Below are 21058 nucleotides of genomic sequence, written 5' to 3' on the forward strand. Positions count from 1 at the left end.
CTTGCAGTATAACAAAGAAATATTGAAGTCCACCTTGTTTAAAGTAACCTCTTTAAACAGTATCAGCGTATTATTGAAAATAGGCATAGGACTGATTACTTCAAAAATTATTGCTGTTTTCGTAGGCCCGAACGGCATGGCGCTCGTGGGGAATCTCCGGAACTTCCTGTCGTCAATAGAGACGGTTGCTACCCTTGGATTTCAAAACGGAACGGTAAAATATGTAGCCGAAAATAAAGCGGATAATGAGGCGCTGAAAAAGATCATTTCAACGGTTTTTATAACCTTGGTGTTTACCGCATTGGCAATCAGTTTAATCTTGTTTTTCGGAGCAGATTACTGGAATACCCGTTTGTTTGGAAGCAGCTTTCAATATAAAGCCATTTTTAAGGTACTGGCATTGGCCTTGCCCTGGTATATAGTGAATGTATTGCTGGTTTCGATCATTAATGGTCTCGGGCAGTTTAAACGGGTGATTTATATCGCAATATTCGGCAACCTGATCGGATTGCTGTTATCTGTAGTACTGATCAGCCAGTTCCGGACTTTCGGGGCTTTATTGTCGGTTGTGCTCACGCCGTCTTTACTGTTTTTCGTTTCGTTTTATTACATCAATAAAGAATATGCGTTTCTGAAAAATATAACTTACCGGTCATTTGATTCCGGAGTTATCCGGTTAATGTCGTCTTATACTTTAATGACATTGGTTTCGGGCTTTGCCGGACCTTTGGTGTATCTGGCAATACGGAATAATGTTATTGAAACGATTGGGATCAAAGAAGCCGGATATTGGGAAGCAATAAGCCGGATATCGTCCTATTATTTAATGTTTATCGGGACTTTATTGTCGGTGTATTTCTTGCCGAAACTGGTCGAAGCACAGGATAATACCGAAACGAAAAAAGTGTTTTGGAGCTATTATAAAACCATTATGCCGTTGTTTGGTTTAGGACTGTTACTGGTTTACGGGCTAAAGGATTTTCTGATTACCCTGCTGTTTACAGCTGATTTTAAACCGGTTTCCGAATTGTTTTTCTGGCAATTGGCCGGTGACTTTTTTAAAGGTGCTTCGCTAATCCTGGGGATGCAGTTTTTTGCAAAAAAGCTCACCAGGGATTTTATCATTACCGAGATAACCTCGCTGCTGATTCTTTACGTCGCCAGCATTTACTGTATCAACGCTTTTGGTGTCAAAGGAGTGGTTATAGGGCATACGATAACGTATTTTGTTTATTTATGTGTTTTGGGTGTTTATTTCCGAAAAGCCTTATTCGCCCGGTAACGATTGGTTTTTATGCCATTCTTCCAGATATTTTCCAGCAATCATTTTATAATGGTGCTCCTTTTCAATAAAAGAACGGGCTCTTTTTCCAATTGCGGTAATCTCTTCCGGATTTTGGATCAGGCAGGTTAATTCATTTACAAGCTCGTCAACATCAGGCGTTGCATTGATTGCTACTTTTTCATGGAGGTGGAAATAGGCAGTAAACTCTGTTTCGGCTCCGGTAAAGACCACTTTCCCTTTGGTCATCGCTTCCAGGGCATTATATCCCTGGTCGAATCCGTACACCTGGTCCAGTACGATATGGGCGCGGTTATAGGAATTGATATAGGTACTGTAAGGAACATTTTCGGTAATGAGCAGTTCCACCTGTTCCGGGAATCGTTGCTGGATAATGGCCAATGCCTCTTCAAAATAGGAAATGCCCTTTTTGATATAACTGAGCCTGTTGATTCCTAAAAAGATGACCACCTTGCCGCTGATTTCGTTTTCCCGGAATAAAAGGGTATCGGTATTGATCGGATTCGGAATAAAAGCAACGGAATATTGCATTGCTTCCATCGGAATCTTATAATCCATATCGGAAACAATTATGCTATTGCAATGAGTTGTCAGCCAGTTGAAGACTTTCCGGTAATCGGGACGGGTATATTTTAAAGAAAATGCGAACTGTTTTTGTAACGAACGGTCTTGCAGATAGGGGGTTAATACCGAATAGCGGAGTTCGCCTTTAAGCAAATAGTCGTTCACAGCTGTTTCATCACCACAAACCAAAAGGGAAATGCTGTTCCTGTTTTGGGAGAACAACTTTTTGTACAGCCATAAACTTGCTTTGGGATGTGTTTCTAGCGCATCGGAATTAATCAGCTGAATATGGTCGAAACCTTTCAGTTTGGGCAGGAGAAAATAAAAGCGGATGGCCCGTTCGGTCTTTTCCAGGTCGAAACCGGTAAACCGGTAAACCGCATTCTTGAATTTCCGGACTACCCAATAACGGGTTGTAAACTGAGCGCGGAGCGAAAAATCTACATCATAATTTTTGAAATTATCTCCGGAACCGATTAAAGTAACGTCATGTCCTAAAGCAGACAGTCCTTCCTTTAAAGAATTGTGAAGCCGGCTGTATTCGCCAATTAAAAGTATTTTCATTACCGATGTAGAAATTTTTATATTTGTGTAAATATAAAAACAAATTGGAGAACGCATTTAAAAATGAAGATTTAGAAATTTTGATTGCCACGATGAATCGCAATTCACTGGATTTCTTAAATCAGCTGTTTCCGTTTGCTTCTTATACCGGTTTTCGGCTGCTGATTGTTAATCAGACGGATGAAAACTGTTTGCTGCACTCCGATTATCCAAATGTTAGGGTGATCAATTCGTTTGAAAGAGGACTTTCAAAAAGCCGTAATCTGGCACTTCAAAACGCGCTTGGAAAAATTGTACTGATTGCCGATGACGATGTGATTTACCCGGAAAATTTTCAGCAGAAGATCATTCAGGCTTATAATAACAATACGGAAGCTTCCATTATCTGTTTCCGGACCCAGACCAAAGAGGGTAAACTGTACAGTAAATACCCGGCAGAAGGGAAGGAACTGAACAGCCGGAAGCTCAATAAAATACTGTCCATTGAAGTTACGGCAAACCGGGAGGCGCTACAGGCAAAGAATTGTGTGTATAACGAGTGGTTCGGTCTGGGAGCAAAATTTGAAGATGCCGAAACGCTGTACTTTCTTCGCCGGGCATTTTATAGCGGTTTGAAGCTGTTTTTCTGCCCGGAAACCATTGTTGTGCATGAAAGCTATTCCTCCAGTGATGCGGTGGCTTCCGACAGGCTGATCTATGCGAAAATGGCCGGATTTTACAAACGGTTTGGTTTTGGCGCCTATTACTATCTTCTAAAGTATATGTTCTTCCTGGTCCGGAAAAATTATACCCCATTAGCACAGATTAAATCAAAATTTTTAGTAGGTTTAAGAGGAATTAAAGACTATAAATTTCTCCTTAATACGAAAGCAGATAAAGTATATGAATAAGAATACACCCATAGCAGTATTTATCGATATTCCTAAAATAACAGACCCGAGGGGGAATCTTGCTGTTATTGAAAAAAACACGGTACCGTTTGAAGTAAAGCGTATCTATTATCTGTTTGACGTTCCGAGCGGGGCATATCGCGGCGGACATTCGCATATTGAGCAAAAAGAGTTTTTAATAGCGCTTAGCGGCAGTTTTGATGTGGTTCTGGATAATGGCAGCCACAAAGAAAAAGTAACGCTAAACAGACCGGATAAAGGCCTGCTGATCCGGGAAGGTATCTGGCGTGAACTGGAAAATTTTTCTTCAGGAGCAATATGCCTGGTGGTTTCTTCCGATGTTTTTGCCGAAGAAGATTATATACGCGAATACAAGGACTTTTTGGAATCAAAATGCCGTTAAACGGATATTCTTCCGTTCCAGAAACCCTTTGAACTGCTGTAGTAAAACTAATATTTGCGGCGGAAGGCGCAGCAACAAATGCTGTTTCGCCGACAGGCTTTCCCTGTTAATGCTGTTTGTCAGCATGCGGTAGTTTTCGGTGTCCCGATTGATCTTGCATTGAAGGGCTAATGAAAAACGATTGATATCGATCATTTTTTTGGCCGGCGGATTATTTTTTTCCATTTCGGCAAACTGCTCAAAATGACAATGCTTTTTCATATCAAAGGTATGATGGGACAAGCTTCCGGATACATAAACGTGCCGGGCGGTAATGGCATTGTAAACCCCTATTTTATAGTTAAATCCTATACGGATCCAGTACTCGGTATCTTCACCGTTAGACAACTGTTCGTTGAAAGGGCCTATTTTTTGACGGACATTTTTATGGATAACAGTTGTAGAACCCGATAGAATAGTACGGGCAAGACTGGTTTCAAATAAATCGACTTCCTGGATTTCGGCTTCGGAAAGATGAGTGTAATTGCCGGGAAAAACACCATTTCGGGTTTCCACTTCCAGTAAGGTCGTAAAAACTTTTAAATGATTGTATTTTGATAGGGTATAGGCAATTTTTTCCAGATGCTGCGGATACCAGAAATCATCGGCATCCATAAAGGCAAAATATTCTCCTGTAGCGTTGCTCATGGCAAAATTTCTGGCTGCAGAAACACCGCGGTTTTCAGTAGAAAACAACCGTATCCTTTTATCGGATAATGATTGGACAAGATTATAGCTGTTGTCGGTAGAGCCGTCATTAACAATAATGATTTCAAAATCAGTAAAGGTCTGATTGAAAATACTTTTTAAGGTGTTTTCAATATAGTCCTGTTTGTTATAGAGCGGTATGATTATCGAAAAAAAAGCCATGCCCGGAATCACTTTAAAGAACAAATATAACCCAAACGGTATAAGTCAAAACAGAACAGGTTTGATTTCTTCCCTAAAATCATTTTTTTTAGCAGCGGTTCCGTAAGCAAAAAGCCTAATTTAACAATGCCGTCGAGGTAAAAACGTTTCAGTATGCGGTAGTTTTTCAATAACGAATTGATATCTTCATTCCCAACCAACTCAGGGAGATAGTGTTTTCGTATTCTAACGGATTCCAGTGATTTCGAGAAAAACACCTCATTTTTTTCTAATCCTAAATGCCATATCGGATTGTCAATATGAAAAACAGTTCGCTGCTGTTTGTAGAGCTGGTAGGAGAAATAATTATCCATACCGTAAAAATTTTCATTGGGCAATGCTATCGAACGAAAAACAGCCTTGCGGATCATCAGGTTTCCGGAAAAGATATAATGATAGGGTCTTTCATTTCTGACAATAGCAGTATGCGACTCCCGGTAAGTACCGAATTTCCATCTCAGGTGCGTTGCGGCATCATCATGCGTACGGGCATATTGGTAGCCTCCGAAAACCACATCGTTAGACTTACTGATCGCATTGATATAGTTTAGCAGAAAAGTGTCCGAAACCGGCAATACATCAGCATCAAGCAGCAATAGCCAGTTGTATTCTGCTTTTTCAGCAAGTAAATTACGGGTGTGCGTACGGCCTAAGTTTTTCTCATTTTTATAATAACGGAAACAAGAATATTTGTCTGCTAAAGAACTGTTTTTAGCTGTACTGTTTTCATCATTGGAACAATCATCCCAGCCGATTATTTCGAAGGGAATATTCATGACTTTTCCCTGTCCGGCAATAGCGTCAACTAATTTGCTGATATCATAATTGTATATTGGGATAAGTATTGAGAGCATGATGAATGGTAATGGACGATAATTTTACAAATAAAGTACTTTTTTTAATAATCCGGGCCACTAAAAGAGAAAGAACAGGCTGCCGATAAGACTTTACGCTATTGCGGATTATCCGGCTTTGATTTTAAACTTCTTTTTCTCGAAATACAAAAACACGACCAGTACCATTAAAAACTCAAAAGGATAACTGAACCTTGCATTCGTTCCGTAGGTTACAATTGCCTGCAGGATTGACGTACATAAAATGATCAGGGTAATCACCAGTTCATGCGTTATTTTCCGGTTGCGCAGGAAATTATAAAGCTGAACGGGAATGAGCAGTATAAAAGCAATTTTCAGGAACTGCAATACCGTACTTTGGATATACCAGATACCGATAAAAAACTTGTTGGAATAAGGAGCTTTAAAATCGCGGTAATTCCAGTACATGTCTACTTTCCAGAAATCGGCCCAGGAAACCAGTACCTGGTAGCAATATTCCTTCGGATTGTCGCGAATGGCTTCTTTGCTGAATTCGTTTAACTGATAGGATAAATCAACAAAAGATAAACCGGTCGTAGCAATCAGCTCGTCGTAAGCATACCAGATGCTCATCGAAACATCTTTGTTCTCTTTTTTGGCGATCTCACGGTGCTTCACGTAGATATCGCGGATTGTTTTGTATTTATCAGGCGTTTTTTCGGCAAAATGCACACAGTTCTGCGCAATGTTTATGCCGTAAAAGGTTGTAGGAACAAAATAACCGGTATTGATTTTATTGACATAGGACCAGCCGAAGAAACACATCAGCGGAAAGATCAGGATAACGATTCTTTTGTTGATGATCCGGCGGAGTGTAAAACCTTTCAGTACAGAAAAAGCATAAAAAAGAAAAGGCAGGAAAAAATAAAAAGGCTTGATCAGTACCAGGAAACCAAACAAAAAGCTCAGCAAAAACATCATTTTTAACGAACAATTCTCAAAAAAATACTTCAGGTAAATATAGAAAATCAGCGTGATCACGAAAAAAGTGAGGGATTCGGTCAGGATTGCCGTTTCATAAAAAAGTACATGTAAAATACTGTTCAGGAACAGCGCTATAAAAAACGACTTCTCAGGGCTGAACTTTAAAAGCAGTACATTCCTGTAAACCAGTATGCAGCTGAAAATACCAAGTATAAATTGCAGTAAAACGGTAAGACTTAAACTATTTCCGGCCAATACCAAAAGCAACGGATATCCCGGGCTTCTTTGTCCGTTATAACCGGAAAGCTGGTTGTTTACCAATAGATCGGCTAATTCGATATAGCCTTCAGAATCGGGAAATATGGTAATGTGCTGGTAAAGGCTGATAATAAAAATACGGATTAAAATACCCGACAGGATCAAAGCACTAACGGGATTTTTTAAAGCAAGATTTAAAAGCCTTTTAATCATATTTTCTGTAAATTTTGAGCAGCTGAAAAGGAAAGCCGAATAAATCTTTCAGGGTAATTTTACTGGCTCCTTTTTCAATCCAGGTATTTAAACTGTATTCATATACCTGATTGGTAAAATTTTTATTCCCTTTTTTATACCGTAAAAGCAGTTCCACATCAAAAAGCCATCGGGTCAGGAAAGGCTGTTCGAATAATTGTACGGCTAACTGCCGATCAATTACTTTTGCACCGCACTGTGTATCGTAAATGGGCGTTTTTAAAATAAAATTGCTGACGATTGTTGCAAAAACACGTCCGAAATAATGACGGTACTGGTAGCGTACAATCTGGCTTCCCATTTTTTTAATACGGCTTCCCATAATAAAATGATACTCCGGATTTTCACCGGCAAAGGCAAGCATTTTTATCAGTTCCGTTATGGGTGTGGCTAAATCGGCATCAAGATAACCGATATAGGCATATTGATCCGTTGGCGCATTCAGAACAGCGGTGCGGATTGCTGCTGCTTTTCCGGCATTTTCCGGCAAAAGCAGTGTGCTCACATTAGCGTATGCCTGCTGAAAAGCCATTAAAACGGAAGCAGTAGTATCGGTACTGCCGTCATTAACTAATAAAAAATCGGTTGAAGCATATTCCTGAAAGGCCGTGGTATAGTCATGTATTGCAATGCGCTCGCTTTCATTGTAAAACGGGATTATCAATAATGCTTTGGGTATCTTCATGATATTTTAAACCGTTCTCTGAACTACTTCAAACAACGTTTGGTCTTCACATTTCAGTGTTTTAGACGGGTATTTCATCAATAAAGCATAGTCGTGGGTAGCCATCAGGATCGTTTTTCCGTTCTGGTTGATTTTCTTTAAAACTTCCATTACTTCCACACTCGTTTGAGGATCTAAATTTCCGGTAGGCTCATCGGCAAGGATTAATTCCGGATCATTCAGCAATGCTCTTGCAATTGCAATACGCTGCTGCTCTCCTCCGGATAACTGATGCGGCATTTTTTTACTGAAATTTTTCATGCCCACTCTGTCCAGCACTTCATCAATCTGTACCCGCATTTCCTCTTTTTCAATCCAGCCGGTTGCTTTTAAAACAAACTCAAGATTGTCAAAAACATTTCGGTCCGGAAGCAATTTGAAATCCTGGAAAACAATGCCTAACTTACGTCTTAAGTAAGGAATATCTTTCTCTTTTAAAGTCTTCAGATCATAGTCTACAATCGTTCCTTCACCTTCCGTTAAAGGCAGATCGGCATATAACGTTTTCATAAAACTACTTTTCCCGGAACCTGTTTTTCCAATGATATAAATGAAATCACCATTTTTTACATCGAGATTCACATTGGCTAAAACCACATTATTTTCTTGATAAATAGTTACATCTTTTAGGGAAAGAATCGTTTGCGACATAATCAGAATGTTTTATTTTGGTAAAAGTAATAAGTAAACATACTCAATCAAAATTTAAAATAAAAATTAAGCCGATTTTATTTTTGAAAGAATTTATTTGGTTTGGTTTTTGTGGGAAACTCTTGCAATAAACAAAAGTAGACCCACGTTAATACAAGTATATTTTGATATATTTGATTTTTAAAAAAAGAAACAATGCGAAAATTAGATAGGCTGTTATTTATTTCTCTCACATTAGGTGCAATGAATCTTGCTGCACAACAATCCAACATCTATACCCATGATTTAGTCGATTATCAAAGAGCGCTAACGCTTTATAAAGACAAACAATATCAGGCGGCTCAGATTCTTTTTGACCGGGTGAAAAGCAACAATGCAAACACCGATGTAAAAGCGGATTGTGCTTACTACAGCGCTAATTGTGCGATTCGACTGGAACAGACAGGAGCAGACCAGTTAATGGAAGATTTTGTAGAAGACTATCCAACGAGTACCAAACAAAATCAGGCCTATATTGAAGTGGCCCATTATTATTTTGACCAGGGAAATTATGTTCAGGCATTGAAATGGTTTGATAAAGTGGATGAAAATGCCATGACAGTAAGCGATAAGGAACGCTACAATTTCCAGAAAGGATACAGCTATTTCACCGCAAAAAATAAAAAAGAAGCCGAAAAATACTTCAATAAAGTGGTTAATTCCAAAGAATACGGCTCGCAGGCGAAGTACTATTTAGGCTATATGGCTTATGAAACGGATAACTATAAAGATGCCAATCAGTATTTCGACCAGGTAGCCGATAAAGATAAATACAAAGAGAAAATGTCCTACTTTCAGTCGGATATGAACTTTAAACTAGGCAATTTTCAGAAAGCGATCGATCTGGGTATCCCGCAATTGTCAAAATCGGATGCCAACGAAAAATCCGAACTGTCCAAAATTATCGGCGAAAGCTATTTCAACCTGAAACAGTACGATAAAGCCCTTCCGTACCTTTTGGAATACAAAGGAAAAAAAGGGAAGTGGAACAACACCGATTTTTACCAGCTGGGGTATGCCTATTACAAAGCCGGAGATTATGAAAATGCCATTGCGCAGTTCAATAAAATCATCAACGGCCAGGATGTCGTAGCGCAAAATGCATACTACCATCTGGGAGAAAGTTATCTGAAAACCGATAAAAAGCAACAGGCCTTAAATGCATTCAAAAATGCCTCCGAAATGGAGTTTGATACCAAGATCCAGGAAGATGCCTATCTGAATTATGCCAAACTGAGTTACGATATCGGGAACCCGTACCAAAGTGTGCCGGAAGTACTGATGGCGTATCTGAACAAATACCCGAATACTTCCTATAAACAGGAAATAGAATCCCTGCTGATCAACTCGTATATTACGTCTAAAAACTATAAAGAAGCTTTGGTACTGCTGGAAAAGAGCAAAACTCCGGAAAACAAACTGGCGTATCAGAAAGTAACGTTTTACAGGGGATTGGAGCTGTATACAGACGGAAACTATAATGAAGCGCTGGCGCTGTTCAAAAAATCAATCGCAGAACAAAGAGATGCTAAATTTACCACACGGGCAACTTTCTGGAAAGCGGAAACGGAATATGTGCTGAATCAGTTTAGTGAGGCATTGATCAGTTTTAAACAGTTTTTAGGGAGTGCGGAAGCAAAAGGCACACCCGAATATAAAAATGCCAATTACGATTTAGCCTATACCTATTTTAAAACGAAAGAATACGAACAGGCGGCAAAATACTTCCAGGAATACATCAATATGGCCAAAGACGATAAGGTTCGTTTAAATGATGCCTATCTGCGAATGGGTGACAGCTATTTCGTGACAACAAAATACTGGCCGGCTATGGAGGCCTACAATAAGGTAATCGACCTGAAAAGTGTGGATGCGGATTATGCCTACTTCCAGAAAGCCATTTCATACGGATTTGTTTCCAGAAATGATAAAAAAGTAGAAGAACTGAATGCCTTTTTAAAAGCCTATCCAAACTCTAAATATGCCGATGATGCCCTGTATGAGTCAGGAAATACCTATGTAACGCTTAACAATACCGATAAAGCGCTGCAGGCATACGAGCGCCTGATTACGGATTATAAAACCAGTTCGTATGCTGCAAAAGCGATCTTAAGACAGGGACTGATTTACTATAACGCCGAAAAAGACCAGCAGGCATTAACAAAACTGAAAAAAGTAGTTGCCGAATATCCGAGAACACCGGAAGCATTGGAAGCCGTTTCCACCGCCCGTTTGATCTATGTAGATACCGGAAAAGTAGACGAATATGCAACCTGGGTGAAAACACTGGATTTTGTGGACGTAACCGATGCCGATCTGGATAAAACATCCTATGAAGCAGCCGAAAAACAATACCTGCAAAACAACCTGAAACCGGCAATCTCCGGATTTACAAGCTATCTGGCGAATTTCCCGAACGGAATTTCGGCCCTGAAAGCCAATTTCTACCTGGCACAGGCTTATTTTGCCGAAGGTTTGGGCAATAATGCCATTCCAAACTACGAATATGTAATTGGAAAATCCCGTAACGAATTTACCGAACAATCCCTGGCAAGACTATCGGAAATCGTATTGAAGAAAAACGATTACGCAAAAGCGATTCCGGTTTTAAAACGACTGGAAACGGAAGCAGACTTCCCGCAAAACGTCACTTTTGCCCAATCCAACCTGATGAAGTCGTATTACGAGCAAAAAGACTATCCGAACGCGGTAATTTATGCCGATAAAGTTTTGGCAAACTCCAAAATAGAAGACAGAATTAAAAGTGATGCCCAGATTATCGTGGCGCGTTCGGCTATCAAATCCAATGATGAGGCAAAAGCAAAAGTAGCCTATGCAAAATTGCTGACCATTGCCAAAGGAGAACTGGCAGCGGAAGCCTTGTACTATGATGCCTACTTTAAAAACAAAGACGGAAAATTTGAAGCCTCCAATACTGCTGTTCAGAAACTGGCGAAAGACTATTCCGGATACAAATATTTTGGAGCAAAAGGACTGATTATTATGGCTAAGAACTTTTACGGATTAAAAGACAGTTTCCAGGCAACCTACATACTGGAAAGCGTGGTGAAAAACTTCGCCAATTACCAGGATGTAGTGGATGAAGCTAATAAAGAACTAACATTCATTAAGTCGGAAGAAGCAAAACGTAACTCATCAATTACCAATTAAGCCTGTAAAAAAAACAGCGTCTTAATAGTAAATATTCAAAATATGACAAAGACATTTCAATATAAAATCGCAGTAATACTACTTTTAACAGGAGGGCAAGCCCTGTTTGCTCAGAAAAAAGATGAAAATCTGGGAACAGAAGTGGTAAACGTAGTAAAACCCTATACGCCTACAATATCGGATGCTTTTAAAGTAAAGGAAACCCCGACAATTGAGGATGAAGACAATACTCAGAAAAAAGAAATCCAGTACAACATTTTCTCTTTTCCGGTAGCGTCCACTTTTACGCCATCCAAAGGAAAAGCGGCAGGTGTGGACAAAGCGCAAAAAGAAAAACTGTACAACAACTACGCTACCTTGGGCTTTGGAAACTACGCCACGGTGAACGGAGAATTGTTTGTAACGAAGAACCTAAGCAATACCGAATATGTGGCCGGAATGTTCCGCCACCTGTCTTCACAGGGCGGTATTAAAGATGTGATTCTGGATGACAAATATTCCAAAACATCATTGGACCTTACTTACGGAAGCAAGCAGCGGGATTTTAACTGGAATGCCGATCTGGGGTACCAGCATCAACTGTACAATTGGTATGGCTTGCCAACCGATTTCCTGCCGTTTGATGAAGCGGCAATGGCCGGTGTGAATGCACAGCAAACCTACCAGACACTAACTCTGGGCGCAAGACTGGGCATGAAAGACAGCTACTTCAACGAAGCATCGTTACAATTCAAACGATTCTGGGATGCAAAAGGAAGTGCGGAAAACCGCTTTTTTGTAAAACCGTCAATTGATTTTGATTTCAAAGACCAGAAATTCAAAGCTGATTTTGTAGTGGATTATGTGGGCGGAAATTTTGAAAAAGACTACTACAACCTTCCGGAAAGCGAAATGAAATACAGCTACCTGAATTTTGGAGTACAGCCAAGTATCTTATTGCAGCAGGGCGACCTTTCGGTACAGGCCGGTGCCGGACTTTTTTACAATGTTGGTAAACTGAATAACGAAAGCGAAGGTAAATTCTATATTTATCCGCAGGTAAAAGCATCCTATAAAGTTGTTGGCGATGTAATGATTGCCTATGCCGGAGCGGAAGGCGGATTAAAACAAAACACCTATGCCGATTTTGTAGGCGAAAACCAGTTTGTAGCCCCTAACTTAGTTATTGCACCCACAAGTGAGCAATATGATATCTATGTGGGATTAAAAGGAAAACTGGCAAATAATGTAGCCTATAACGTGAGAGGTTCCTATAAAAGCGACGATGATAAAGCCTTTTTTACCAGCAATATTTACGACACTGCGAACACTAATACCGAAGGATATGTGTACGGAAACTCATTTGGAGTGGTTTACGATAAGCTAAAAATCATCAGCTTCTTCGGGGAATTGAAAATGGACTTCTCTAAAAACGTAACATTCGGTATTAACGGTACCTTCAACAGTTTTACAACCGATTTGCAGGAAGCATGGAATATGCCTACAGTTAAAGTAGGAGCCGATTTCGATTTTAATATCACTGAAAAATGGTATGCCGGAACCAACATATTCTTTGTTGGAGAACGCAAAGACCAGTTTCTGTACAATGACATCGCTCTAACGGAGCCTACAGTTAAAACGGTAACACTGGATAGTTATTTCGACTTAAATGCCCACGTAGGTTACAAACACAACCAACGCCTTACGGGTTATCTGAAAGCGAATAATCTGGCAAGCCAGAATTACCAGCGTTGGCTGAACTATCCGGTACAGGGATTCCAGTTCCTGATCGGGGCAAGCTACAAATTCGATTTCTAAACCGGAAAATATACTACGGAAAGTCCTGTAAAGCACGATGCTTTACAGGACTTTTGTTTTTAAAGCGATTCCCTGAAAATAAATCAGATATTTTGTTTCTTTGTATTTCACCGTAATACCTGAAAATGACATTCAAACAAAAAATACTCCAACACCATATCGTTTTATTACAGGACAAAATCGATGTTTTTCGGGACATGATTTCCGGATTGGCAGAAGATGCACAAAATGATGCCAAAGGATCCGCAGGAGACAAACACGAAACCGCCCTGTCTATGATGCATCTGGAACAGGAAAAATTAAGTGCAAAACTCAAGGAAGCCATCAGCCAGAAAGCCATCCTTGAAAAAATAGACGGTACACTGGTAACGGCTAAAATAACTGTAGGGAGCCTGATTAAAGCAAACGGAATGTACCTGTTTATGAGTGCGGCACTGCCCAAGATAACCATAGACGGCACGACCGTTATTGCCCTTTCGCCCCAATCGCCTTTAGGGAATAAACTGATGGGCGGAACCGTTGGCGAAACCTTTGAAATCAATACTTCTCGGTACACTATCGAAAGTGTGGCATAAATAAAACAAGAATGAAGATACAATACATTATAGCTGCCTTTTGTGCAGTCACAACCCTGGTAAATGCGCAAAAAAAGCAGGAAGCCGATTTAATTGTTTCGGATGCGAAGATCTATACGGTAAATAAAGACTTCCAATTGGCGGAAGCATTAGCGGTAAAAGACGGAAAAATAATTGCAATCGGAAACAAAGCGGATATCACTAAAAAATTCAGTGCCAAGAAAGTTATCGTTGCCAAAGATAAATTCATCTATCCCGGATTCTATGATGCGCATGCCCATTTTTACGGACTGGGGATGAACATGCAGGCGGTTAACCTGAGAGGAACGCAAAGCTATCAGGAAATTATAGACCGCATCCTGGCTTTTCAAAAAGAGAAAAAACAAACCTTTATTCTGGGAAGAGGATGGGACCAGAACGATTGGAAAGTAAAGGAGTTTCCAACAAAAGAACTGTTGGATAAACACTTTCCCGATACACCGGTTGTGCTCACCAGAATTGACGGACACGCCATGCTTGTTAACAGCAAAGCACTTGAACTGGCAGGTATTACAACCAAAACCAAAACCCAGGGCGGACAGATCGAAATAAAAGACGGTAAACTCACCGGGATTCTGGTAGACAACCCGATGGAACTGATCTCGGCAATTATTCCGAAACCTTCCCGTAAAACGCAGATCAGCGCTTTGGTAGATGCTCAGAAAGAAATGTTCAAATACGGGCTGACCACCATTAACGAAGCCGGATTGGAAAGAGAGGTAATCGATTTGATCGACAGTTTGCAGCAGGAAAAAATTCTGGATATCAACATTTATGCAATGGTAATGGCTACCCGCGAAAATGTGGACCATTATACCCAATTGGGAATCTATAGAACAGACAAACTGAATGTCCGTTCGTTTAAATTTATGGGCGATGGCGCATTGGGTTCCAGAGGAGCCTGTTTGCACCTGCCGTATTCCGACAAGCCGAAACAATTTGGAGCATTGCTGTCGCCAATTCCGGCCATTAGGGAAATAGCCCGGCAAATTGCCGGTTCCGATTATCAGATGAATTCCCATGCTATTGGCGACTCTACCAATACGGTATTGCTGAAAATCTATAAAGAAGTACTGGAAGGAAAACCGGATCGCCGCTGGAAAATAGAACATGCCCAGATCATGAGAGAACAGGATTTCGACTATTTTAAACTGGGAATCATTCCTTCCGTGCAGCCTACGCATGCCACTTCCGATATGTACTGGGCAGAAGACCGCCTGGGGAAAAAACGGCTGAAATATTCGTATGCCTATAAAACCATGCTCGAAAAAGCCGGATTGATAGCTTTGGGAACAGATTTCCCGATTGAAGAAGTAAACCCGATGTACACGTTCTATGCCGCAGTGGCGCGTAAAGACCTGAAAAACTTTCCGGATAACGGATTTCAGATGGAAAATGCGCTAACGAGGGAGCAAACCTTAAAAGGAATGACCATCTGGGCAGCTTATTCGGATTTTGAAGAAAACGAAAAAGGAAGCCTGGAAGTAGGAAAATGGGCGGACTTTGTTATTTTTGATGTGGACATTATGACCATGGATATTGACGGAATTCCGTATGTACAGCCTGTAAACACTTTTGTACAAGGAAAACAGGTGAAATAAATTGTGCGGTTATTTTATTTACAAAAGACATGATAACATTAACGATCATTTTGATTTTTTCGGGCGTGACCTATTTCTTTATGAAGAAAAATAAAGAAAATCCTTCTGTGAAACAGCATACGGAGGAACGGAACTATACCATTGACGAACGGTATAATGCCGAAAAAGTACGCAAACAAAAAGAAGTCGACCGTATACTTGAAAAAATAAGCCGGAAAGGAATGGAGTCGCTCCATGCGGACGAAAAGAAGCTGCTGGAAGACTATTCCAAAACATTAAAATAAATCATTTTGACGGAAAATAACCCCGTAATAGCCAAAGCCCGGACGATTGTCCGGGCTTTTTGATTTTAAAAACACTAAAGTGAACCCGGAACCGGGCAGGAGTAAATTATAATCTATAATCAAAACATGCTGTAAAGAAAGCTTTATGTTTTGATTTAACTCTAAATACCTTATTTTGGTTTTAAATTATAACTATATAATTGTTTTTACTTTTTAATTAAAACTAATAAAGGCAATTTTGTTTCGTAATAATAACCAATTAAAGATAAAGTTATGTGCGGGATATTAGCAGTTATAGGAAAAGGGACAGAAGCGGCATTGGTAAAGCAATTGTCGAAAAGAATGTCCCATCGCGGACCGGATGAAAGTGATTTACACCTTACCGAAAAAGGGCATTTTTTAAGTCATGAGCGTTTGTCGATTGTCGATTTACATACCGGAAAACAACCCATTCAGGGAACCGGTTCGGCGTGGATGGTTCACAACGGGGAAATCTATAATCACCAGAAACTGCGTGATACTGTTTTAAAACACCATACTTTCCGCACAACTTCCGACTCGGAAGTGATTGTACATCTTTATGAAGAATACGGCTATGAATTTTGCGATATGCTTGACGGAATTTTTGCCTTTGTGGTTATTGATGGCGATGATTTTATAGCCGGGCGTGATCCGCTGGGCGTAAAGCCGTTATATTACGGGATTGATGCACACGGAGCGATCTATTTTGCTTCCGAAATGAAAGCATTGGCAGACCAGTGCAAGTCGTTTGCCGCCTTTCCGCCGGGACATTATTATTCCCCTAAAACCGGGTTTGTAAAATACTACCAGCCGCAATGGGAAGACCATACCAAAGCGGTTGAAAAACTGGATTTAAAAGCAATCCGCGAAACACTGACGGAAGCCGTTCGAAAAAGACTGATGAGTGATGTGCCGATAGGTGTATTGCTTTCCGGAGGCTTGGATTCCTCGCTGACATCATCCATCGCTTCCCGGCTGATACAGGAAGCCGGCGGACAAAAACTGCATTCGTTTTCAATCGGGCTGGATGCCGATGCGCCCGATGTAATTGCAGCAAGAGCGGTAGCGGAATACCTCGGAACCGAACACCATGAAATCTATTTTACCATAGAAGAAGGAATTGAAATACTGGATACTCTGATCTGGCATCTGGAAACGTATGATGTGACCTCCATCAGAGCCAGTACGCCTATGTATTTTCTTTCCAGAGCCATAACCGAAAAAGGGATTAAAGTAGTGCTGTCAGGAGAAGGAGCCGATGAGATTTTTGGCGGCTACCTGTATTTCAGGAACGCGCCTTCGGCTGTGGATTTTCAGAAAGAAACGATTGAAAGAGTTCAGAAACTGGCTACTGCCGATTTGCTGAGAGCGGATAAGTCGACCATGGCACACGGACTGGAAGCGAGAGTGCCGTTTTTAGACAAAGCCTTTTTAAACCTTGCCATCAAAATAAAACCGGAAGAAAAACAACCGGCGACCTATGGCGGTGTTGAAAAATACATTTTGCGAAAAGCCTTTGATACTCCTGAAAAACCATATCTGCCGGAAAGTGTTTTATGGCGTCAGAAAGAACAGTTTTCAGACGGGGTGGGCTACAACTGGATCGATAAGCTGATTGCTTACGGTTCTGCCCGGGTAACCGATCAGGAAATGGAAAAAGCCGCGGAATTGTTTCCGCACAACACACCGGCCACCAAAGAAGCGTATTTCTACAGAACCATTTTTCACAAGCATTTCCCTCAGGCAAGTGCTGCCAAAACAGTTCGTAAATGGATACCGAAATGGCAGGAAAATCAGGATCCGAGCGGACGGGCGAATACCGCTCACGTTAAAGCCGATCCTACGATTGCAACGGTAAAAGCCGAAGTATGATCTTTTCATATGTGATTAGTTTGTTTGTTTGAAAAACGCCGGTAATTTGCCGGCGTTTTTTTTATTTCGGGAATTGCGGAATACAGGACTTTTTTAAGGATTATAAACCCTTTTTGTTGATAACTTACACCCTAATGTGGGTTATTTTTAGTGTATTATCCTCTGCGTTTTCATATATTTGCTCGTTAGACGAAAAATTACATTTTTTAGAAAATAAATTATGAGCGAAGAAGTAAAGAAAAACAATTATTCAGCAGACAGTATTCAGGCCCTTGAGGGGATGGAGCACGTTAGAATGCGTCCCTCAATGTATATTGGCGATGTAGGAACGAGAGGTCTTCACCACTTGGTTTATGAGGTTGTGGATAACTCGATCGATGAGGCATTAGCTGGACATTGTGATACTATACACGTAACCATTAACGAAGATAATTCCGTTACCGTTGAAGATAACGGTCGTGGTATTCCGGTTGATATTCATAAGAAAGAAGGTGTTTCTGCATTGGAAGTTGTCATGACGAAAATCGGTGCAGGAGGTAAATTTGATAAAGATTCCTATAAAGTTTCCGGAGGTTTACACGGGGTTGGGGTATCGTGTGTTAACGCATTATCCGACCATTTGCGTGCGACTGTTCACAGAGAAGGAAAAATATACGAGCAAGAATACGAAAGAGGTAAAGCCGTTTACCCGGTTAAACAAATAGGGGAAACCGAAAAAAGAGGTACTATCGTTACCTTCAAACCGGACAGAACCATTTTTACACAAACAATAGAGTACTCTTATGATACTTTGGCGGCACGTATGCGTGAATTGTCTTTCCTGAACAAAGGAATCACAATCACACTTACTGACAGAAGAGAAACGGATAAAGACGGAAATTTTGCCGGAGAAACGTTTCATTCCAAAGAAGGTTTAAAAGAGTTTGTTAAGTTTTTAGATGGTAACAGAGAGCCTATTATCGGGCATGTGATCAGTATGGAAACCGATAAGGGAGAAGTTCCGGTTGAGGTGGCGCTGATTTACAACAACAGCTATTCTGAAAACATTTTCTCTTACGTGAATAATATCAATACACACGAAGGAGGAACGCACTTACAGGGATTTAGAAGCGGTTTGACAAGAACCCTTAAAAAATATGCAGATGCATCCGGATTATTAGAAAAATTAAAATTCGAAATTTCCGGGGATGATTTCCGTGAAGGATTAACGGCAATTGTATCGGTTAAAGTTTCGGAACCTCAGTTTGAGGGACAGACCAAAACAAAATTAGGAAACAGGGAAGTGGTTTCGCCGGTAAGTCAGGCGGTGGCAGAAATGCTGGAAAACTATCTTGAAGAAAATCCTAATGATGCGAAAATAATTGTTCAGAAGGTAATTTTGGCTGCACAGGCACGTCATGCTGCTAAAAAAGCACGTGAAATGGTGCAGCGTAAAACCGTTATGGGCGGTGGCGGATTACCGGGTAAATTATCCGACTGTTCTGAGCAGGATCCGGCAAAATGTGAAGTATTCCTTGTCGAGGGAGACTCGGCGGGTGGAACGGCAAAACAAGGTCGTGACCGTGCTTTCCAGGCGATTTTACCATTGCGTGGTAAGATTCTGAACGTTGAAAAAGCAATGCATCACAAAGTATTTGAAAACGAAGAGATCCGAAATATCTTTACCGCTTTAGGGGTGACCATTGGTACTGCTGAAGACAGTAAAGCGTTGAACCTTGAAAAATTACGTTACCATAAAGTAGTGATCATGTGTGATGCCGACGTTGATGGTAGCCACATTTCTACACTTATTTTAACGTTCTTCTTCCGTTATATGAAGGAGCTTATCGAAAACGGTTATGTATATATTGCTACCCCACCTTTATATATGGTGAAAAAAGGAACCAAAAAAGAATATGCGTGGACGGATGCACAGCGTGATGAAATTTCAGAAAGAATGAACGGTGGAACCAATATCCAGCGTTATAAAGGTCTTGGAGAGATGAACGCGGAGCAGTTATGGGAAACAACCATGAATCCGGAATTCCGTACGCTGCGTCAGGTATCTATTGACAGTCTGGCGGAAGCCGATAGGGTTTTCTCGATGCTGATGGGTGATGAAGTACCGCCTCGTAGAGAATTTATTGAGAAAAATGCAGTTTACGCTAAGATTGATGCTTAGTGAAAGAATAGAAAAAAGGGTGTCAGAAAATGACATCCTTTTTTGTTTAAAAAAACCGGTATTTTTTTGGGGTTATGTGTTTTGCGTACATAAAATTTGTATATTGGTTTTCTCAATAAAAACATATTAATTTAATACTTATTTAGAATATTATGAAAGTAACAATAGTGGGCGCAGGTAATGTAGGAGCGACTTGTGCGGACGTTATCTCTTATAGAGGAATTGCAAGCGAAGTGGTTCTTTTGGATATCAAAGAAGGTTTTGCCGAAGGTAAAGCGATGGATATCATGCAATGCGCCACAACAACAGGATTTAATACAAAAGTTTCAGGAAGTACAAACGATTATTCGAAGACAGCAGGAAGTGATGTTGTGGTGATTACTTCGGGAATTCCCAGAAAACCAGGAATGACCCGTGAGGAATTAATCGGGATTAATGCAGGGATTGTAAAATCGGTTGCGGAAAATGTACTGAAATATTCTCCGGATACCATTATTGTAGTGGTTTCCAATCCTATGGATACGATGACCTATTTAACGCTGAAAGCTACCGGATTGCCAAAAAACAGAATCATTGGTATGGGTGGTGCGCTGGATAGTTCCCGTTTTAAATATTATTTGTCCAAAGCTTTGGACAAGCCGTCAAATGACGTTCAGGGTATGGTAATAGGTGGTCACGGTGATACGACGATGATTCCGTTAACCCGTCTGGCTTCTTACAACGGTAGCCCGGTTTCCGACTTTTTAGCTCAGGATGTGCTGGATAAAGTTGCGGCCGATACTATGGTAGGCGGAGCGACTTTAACAGGGTTGCTGGGAACATCTGCCTGGTATGCACCGGGAGCTTCTGTAGCCTTCTTAGTAGACAGTATTCTGAATGATCAGAAGCGAATGATTCCTTGTTCGGTATACCTGGAAGGAGAATACGGTCAGCAGGATATTTGCATCGGTGTTCCGTGTATCATCGGTAAAAACGGTGTAGAAGAAATTGTGAATATCGCATTAAATGATGCCGAAAAAGCACTTTTTGCCAAGAGTGCCGATGCGGTTCGTGCGATGAACGCCGATTTAAAATCAGTTTTAGTATAAACATTCATTCATAAATACCGAAAGGCTGCCGAAAGCAGTCTTTTTTTTTGATAA

General features: G+C 40.6%; 17 protein-coding genes. 11 read left to right on the forward strand and 6 right to left on the reverse strand.

Annotated features, from left to right (window positions below):
• Position 1: 1 nt before the first annotated feature.
• Positions 2-1282, forward strand: a complete 1281-nt coding sequence (locus tag B3394_RS08215) for an O-antigen translocase (RefSeq protein WP_286915034.1) — start codon at positions 2-4, stop codon at positions 1280-1282.
• Here the strand turns inward: B3394_RS08215 and B3394_RS08220 are convergent.
• Positions 1268-2431 (reverse strand): glycosyltransferase family protein, encoded by a 1164-nt coding sequence (locus tag B3394_RS08220; protein ID WP_286915035.1) that lies wholly within the window; start codon positions 2429-2431, stop codon positions 1268-1270. The two genes, B3394_RS08215 and B3394_RS08220, sit on opposite strands and share 15 nt — an antisense overlap.
• Before the next feature lie 44 nt (positions 2432-2475).
• On the opposite strand from B3394_RS08220, the gene B3394_RS08225 reads away from it, so the two are divergent.
• Positions 2476-3321 (forward strand): glycosyltransferase family 2 protein, encoded by an 846-nt coding sequence (locus tag B3394_RS08225; protein ID WP_286915037.1) that lies wholly within the window; start codon positions 2476-2478, stop codon positions 3319-3321.
• Positions 3314-3724: a sugar 3,4-ketoisomerase gene (locus tag B3394_RS08230; protein ID WP_286915039.1), complete on the forward strand. Its 411-nt coding sequence runs from the start codon at positions 3314-3316 to the stop codon at positions 3722-3724. Before B3394_RS08225 ends, B3394_RS08230 begins: the two co-directional genes overlap by 8 nt.
• Here the strand turns inward: B3394_RS08230 and B3394_RS08235 are convergent.
• The 5 genes from B3394_RS08235 to B3394_RS08255 all read right to left on the reverse strand — a co-directional run bounded on the left by B3394_RS08235 (position 3710) and on the right by B3394_RS08255 (position 8356).
• Positions 3710-4633: a glycosyltransferase family 2 protein gene (locus tag B3394_RS08235; protein WP_286915046.1), complete on the reverse strand. Its 924-nt coding sequence runs from the start codon at positions 4631-4633 to the stop codon at positions 3710-3712. The two genes, B3394_RS08230 and B3394_RS08235, sit on opposite strands and share 15 nt — an antisense overlap.
• 8 nt (positions 4634-4641) lie before the next feature.
• Positions 4642-5526, reverse strand: a complete 885-nt coding sequence (locus tag B3394_RS08240) for a glycosyltransferase family 2 protein (protein ID WP_286915050.1) — start codon at positions 5524-5526, stop codon at positions 4642-4644.
• A 108-nt stretch (positions 5527-5634) separates the two neighbouring features.
• Positions 5635-6942 (reverse strand): hypothetical protein, encoded by a 1308-nt coding sequence (locus tag B3394_RS08245; RefSeq protein WP_286915056.1) that lies wholly within the window; start codon positions 6940-6942, stop codon positions 5635-5637.
• On the reverse strand, positions 6935-7666 hold the full coding sequence (locus B3394_RS08250) for a glycosyltransferase (RefSeq protein ID WP_286915058.1): 732 nt from the start codon (positions 7664-7666) through the stop codon (positions 6935-6937). The genes B3394_RS08245 and B3394_RS08250 overlap by 8 nt, the downstream gene beginning before the upstream one ends.
• 6 nt (positions 7667-7672) lie before the next feature.
• Positions 7673-8356, reverse strand: a complete 684-nt coding sequence (locus tag B3394_RS08255; protein WP_177735810.1) for a cell division ATP-binding protein FtsE — start codon at positions 8354-8356, stop codon at positions 7673-7675.
• Between the two features lie 195 nt (positions 8357-8551).
• Between B3394_RS08255 and B3394_RS08260 the strand changes: the two genes are divergently transcribed.
• The 8 genes from B3394_RS08260 to mdh all read left to right on the forward strand — a co-directional run bounded on the left by B3394_RS08260 (position 8552) and on the right by mdh (position 21004).
• Positions 8552-11566, forward strand: coding sequence for a tetratricopeptide repeat protein (locus B3394_RS08260; RefSeq protein ID WP_177735808.1), 3015 nt, complete (start codon positions 8552-8554; stop codon positions 11564-11566).
• A gap of 42 nt (positions 11567-11608) precedes the next feature.
• Positions 11609-13363, forward strand: coding sequence for a TonB-dependent receptor (locus B3394_RS08265; RefSeq protein WP_286915063.1), 1755 nt, complete (start codon positions 11609-11611; stop codon positions 13361-13363).
• Between the two features lie 125 nt (positions 13364-13488).
• The gene (locus B3394_RS08270) at positions 13489-13938 is read left to right on the forward strand and encodes a hypothetical protein (RefSeq protein WP_177735805.1); all 450 of its coding nucleotides are present in this window, start codon (positions 13489-13491) and stop codon (positions 13936-13938) included.
• A gap of 11 nt (positions 13939-13949) precedes the next feature.
• Positions 13950-15578 (forward strand): amidohydrolase, encoded by a 1629-nt coding sequence (locus B3394_RS08275; protein ID WP_286915070.1) that lies wholly within the window; start codon positions 13950-13952, stop codon positions 15576-15578.
• 29 nt (positions 15579-15607) lie between these two features.
• Positions 15608-15862, forward strand: coding sequence for a DUF6576 domain-containing protein (locus tag B3394_RS08280; RefSeq protein WP_177735801.1), 255 nt, complete (start codon positions 15608-15610; stop codon positions 15860-15862).
• A 273-nt stretch (positions 15863-16135) separates the two neighbouring features.
• A complete protein-coding gene (gene asnB, locus B3394_RS08285) occupies positions 16136-17755 on the forward strand; it encodes an asparagine synthase B (protein ID WP_273243816.1) in 1620 nt (539 codons plus the stop codon).
• A gap of 220 nt (positions 17756-17975) precedes the next feature.
• Entirely contained in the window at positions 17976-19916 is a 1941-nt protein-coding gene (gene gyrB, locus B3394_RS08290) for a DNA topoisomerase (ATP-hydrolyzing) subunit B (protein ID WP_286915072.1), read from the forward strand.
• Between the two features lie 152 nt (positions 19917-20068).
• A complete protein-coding gene (gene mdh, locus B3394_RS08295) occupies positions 20069-21004 on the forward strand; it encodes a malate dehydrogenase (protein WP_177735797.1) in 936 nt (311 codons plus the stop codon).
• The last annotated feature ends 54 nt before the right edge of the window (positions 21005-21058 follow it).

Source organism: Flavobacterium sp. UBA4197 (assembly GCF_002379575.1).
GTDB lineage: Bacteria > Bacteroidota > Bacteroidia > Flavobacteriales > Flavobacteriaceae > Flavobacterium > Flavobacterium inviolabile.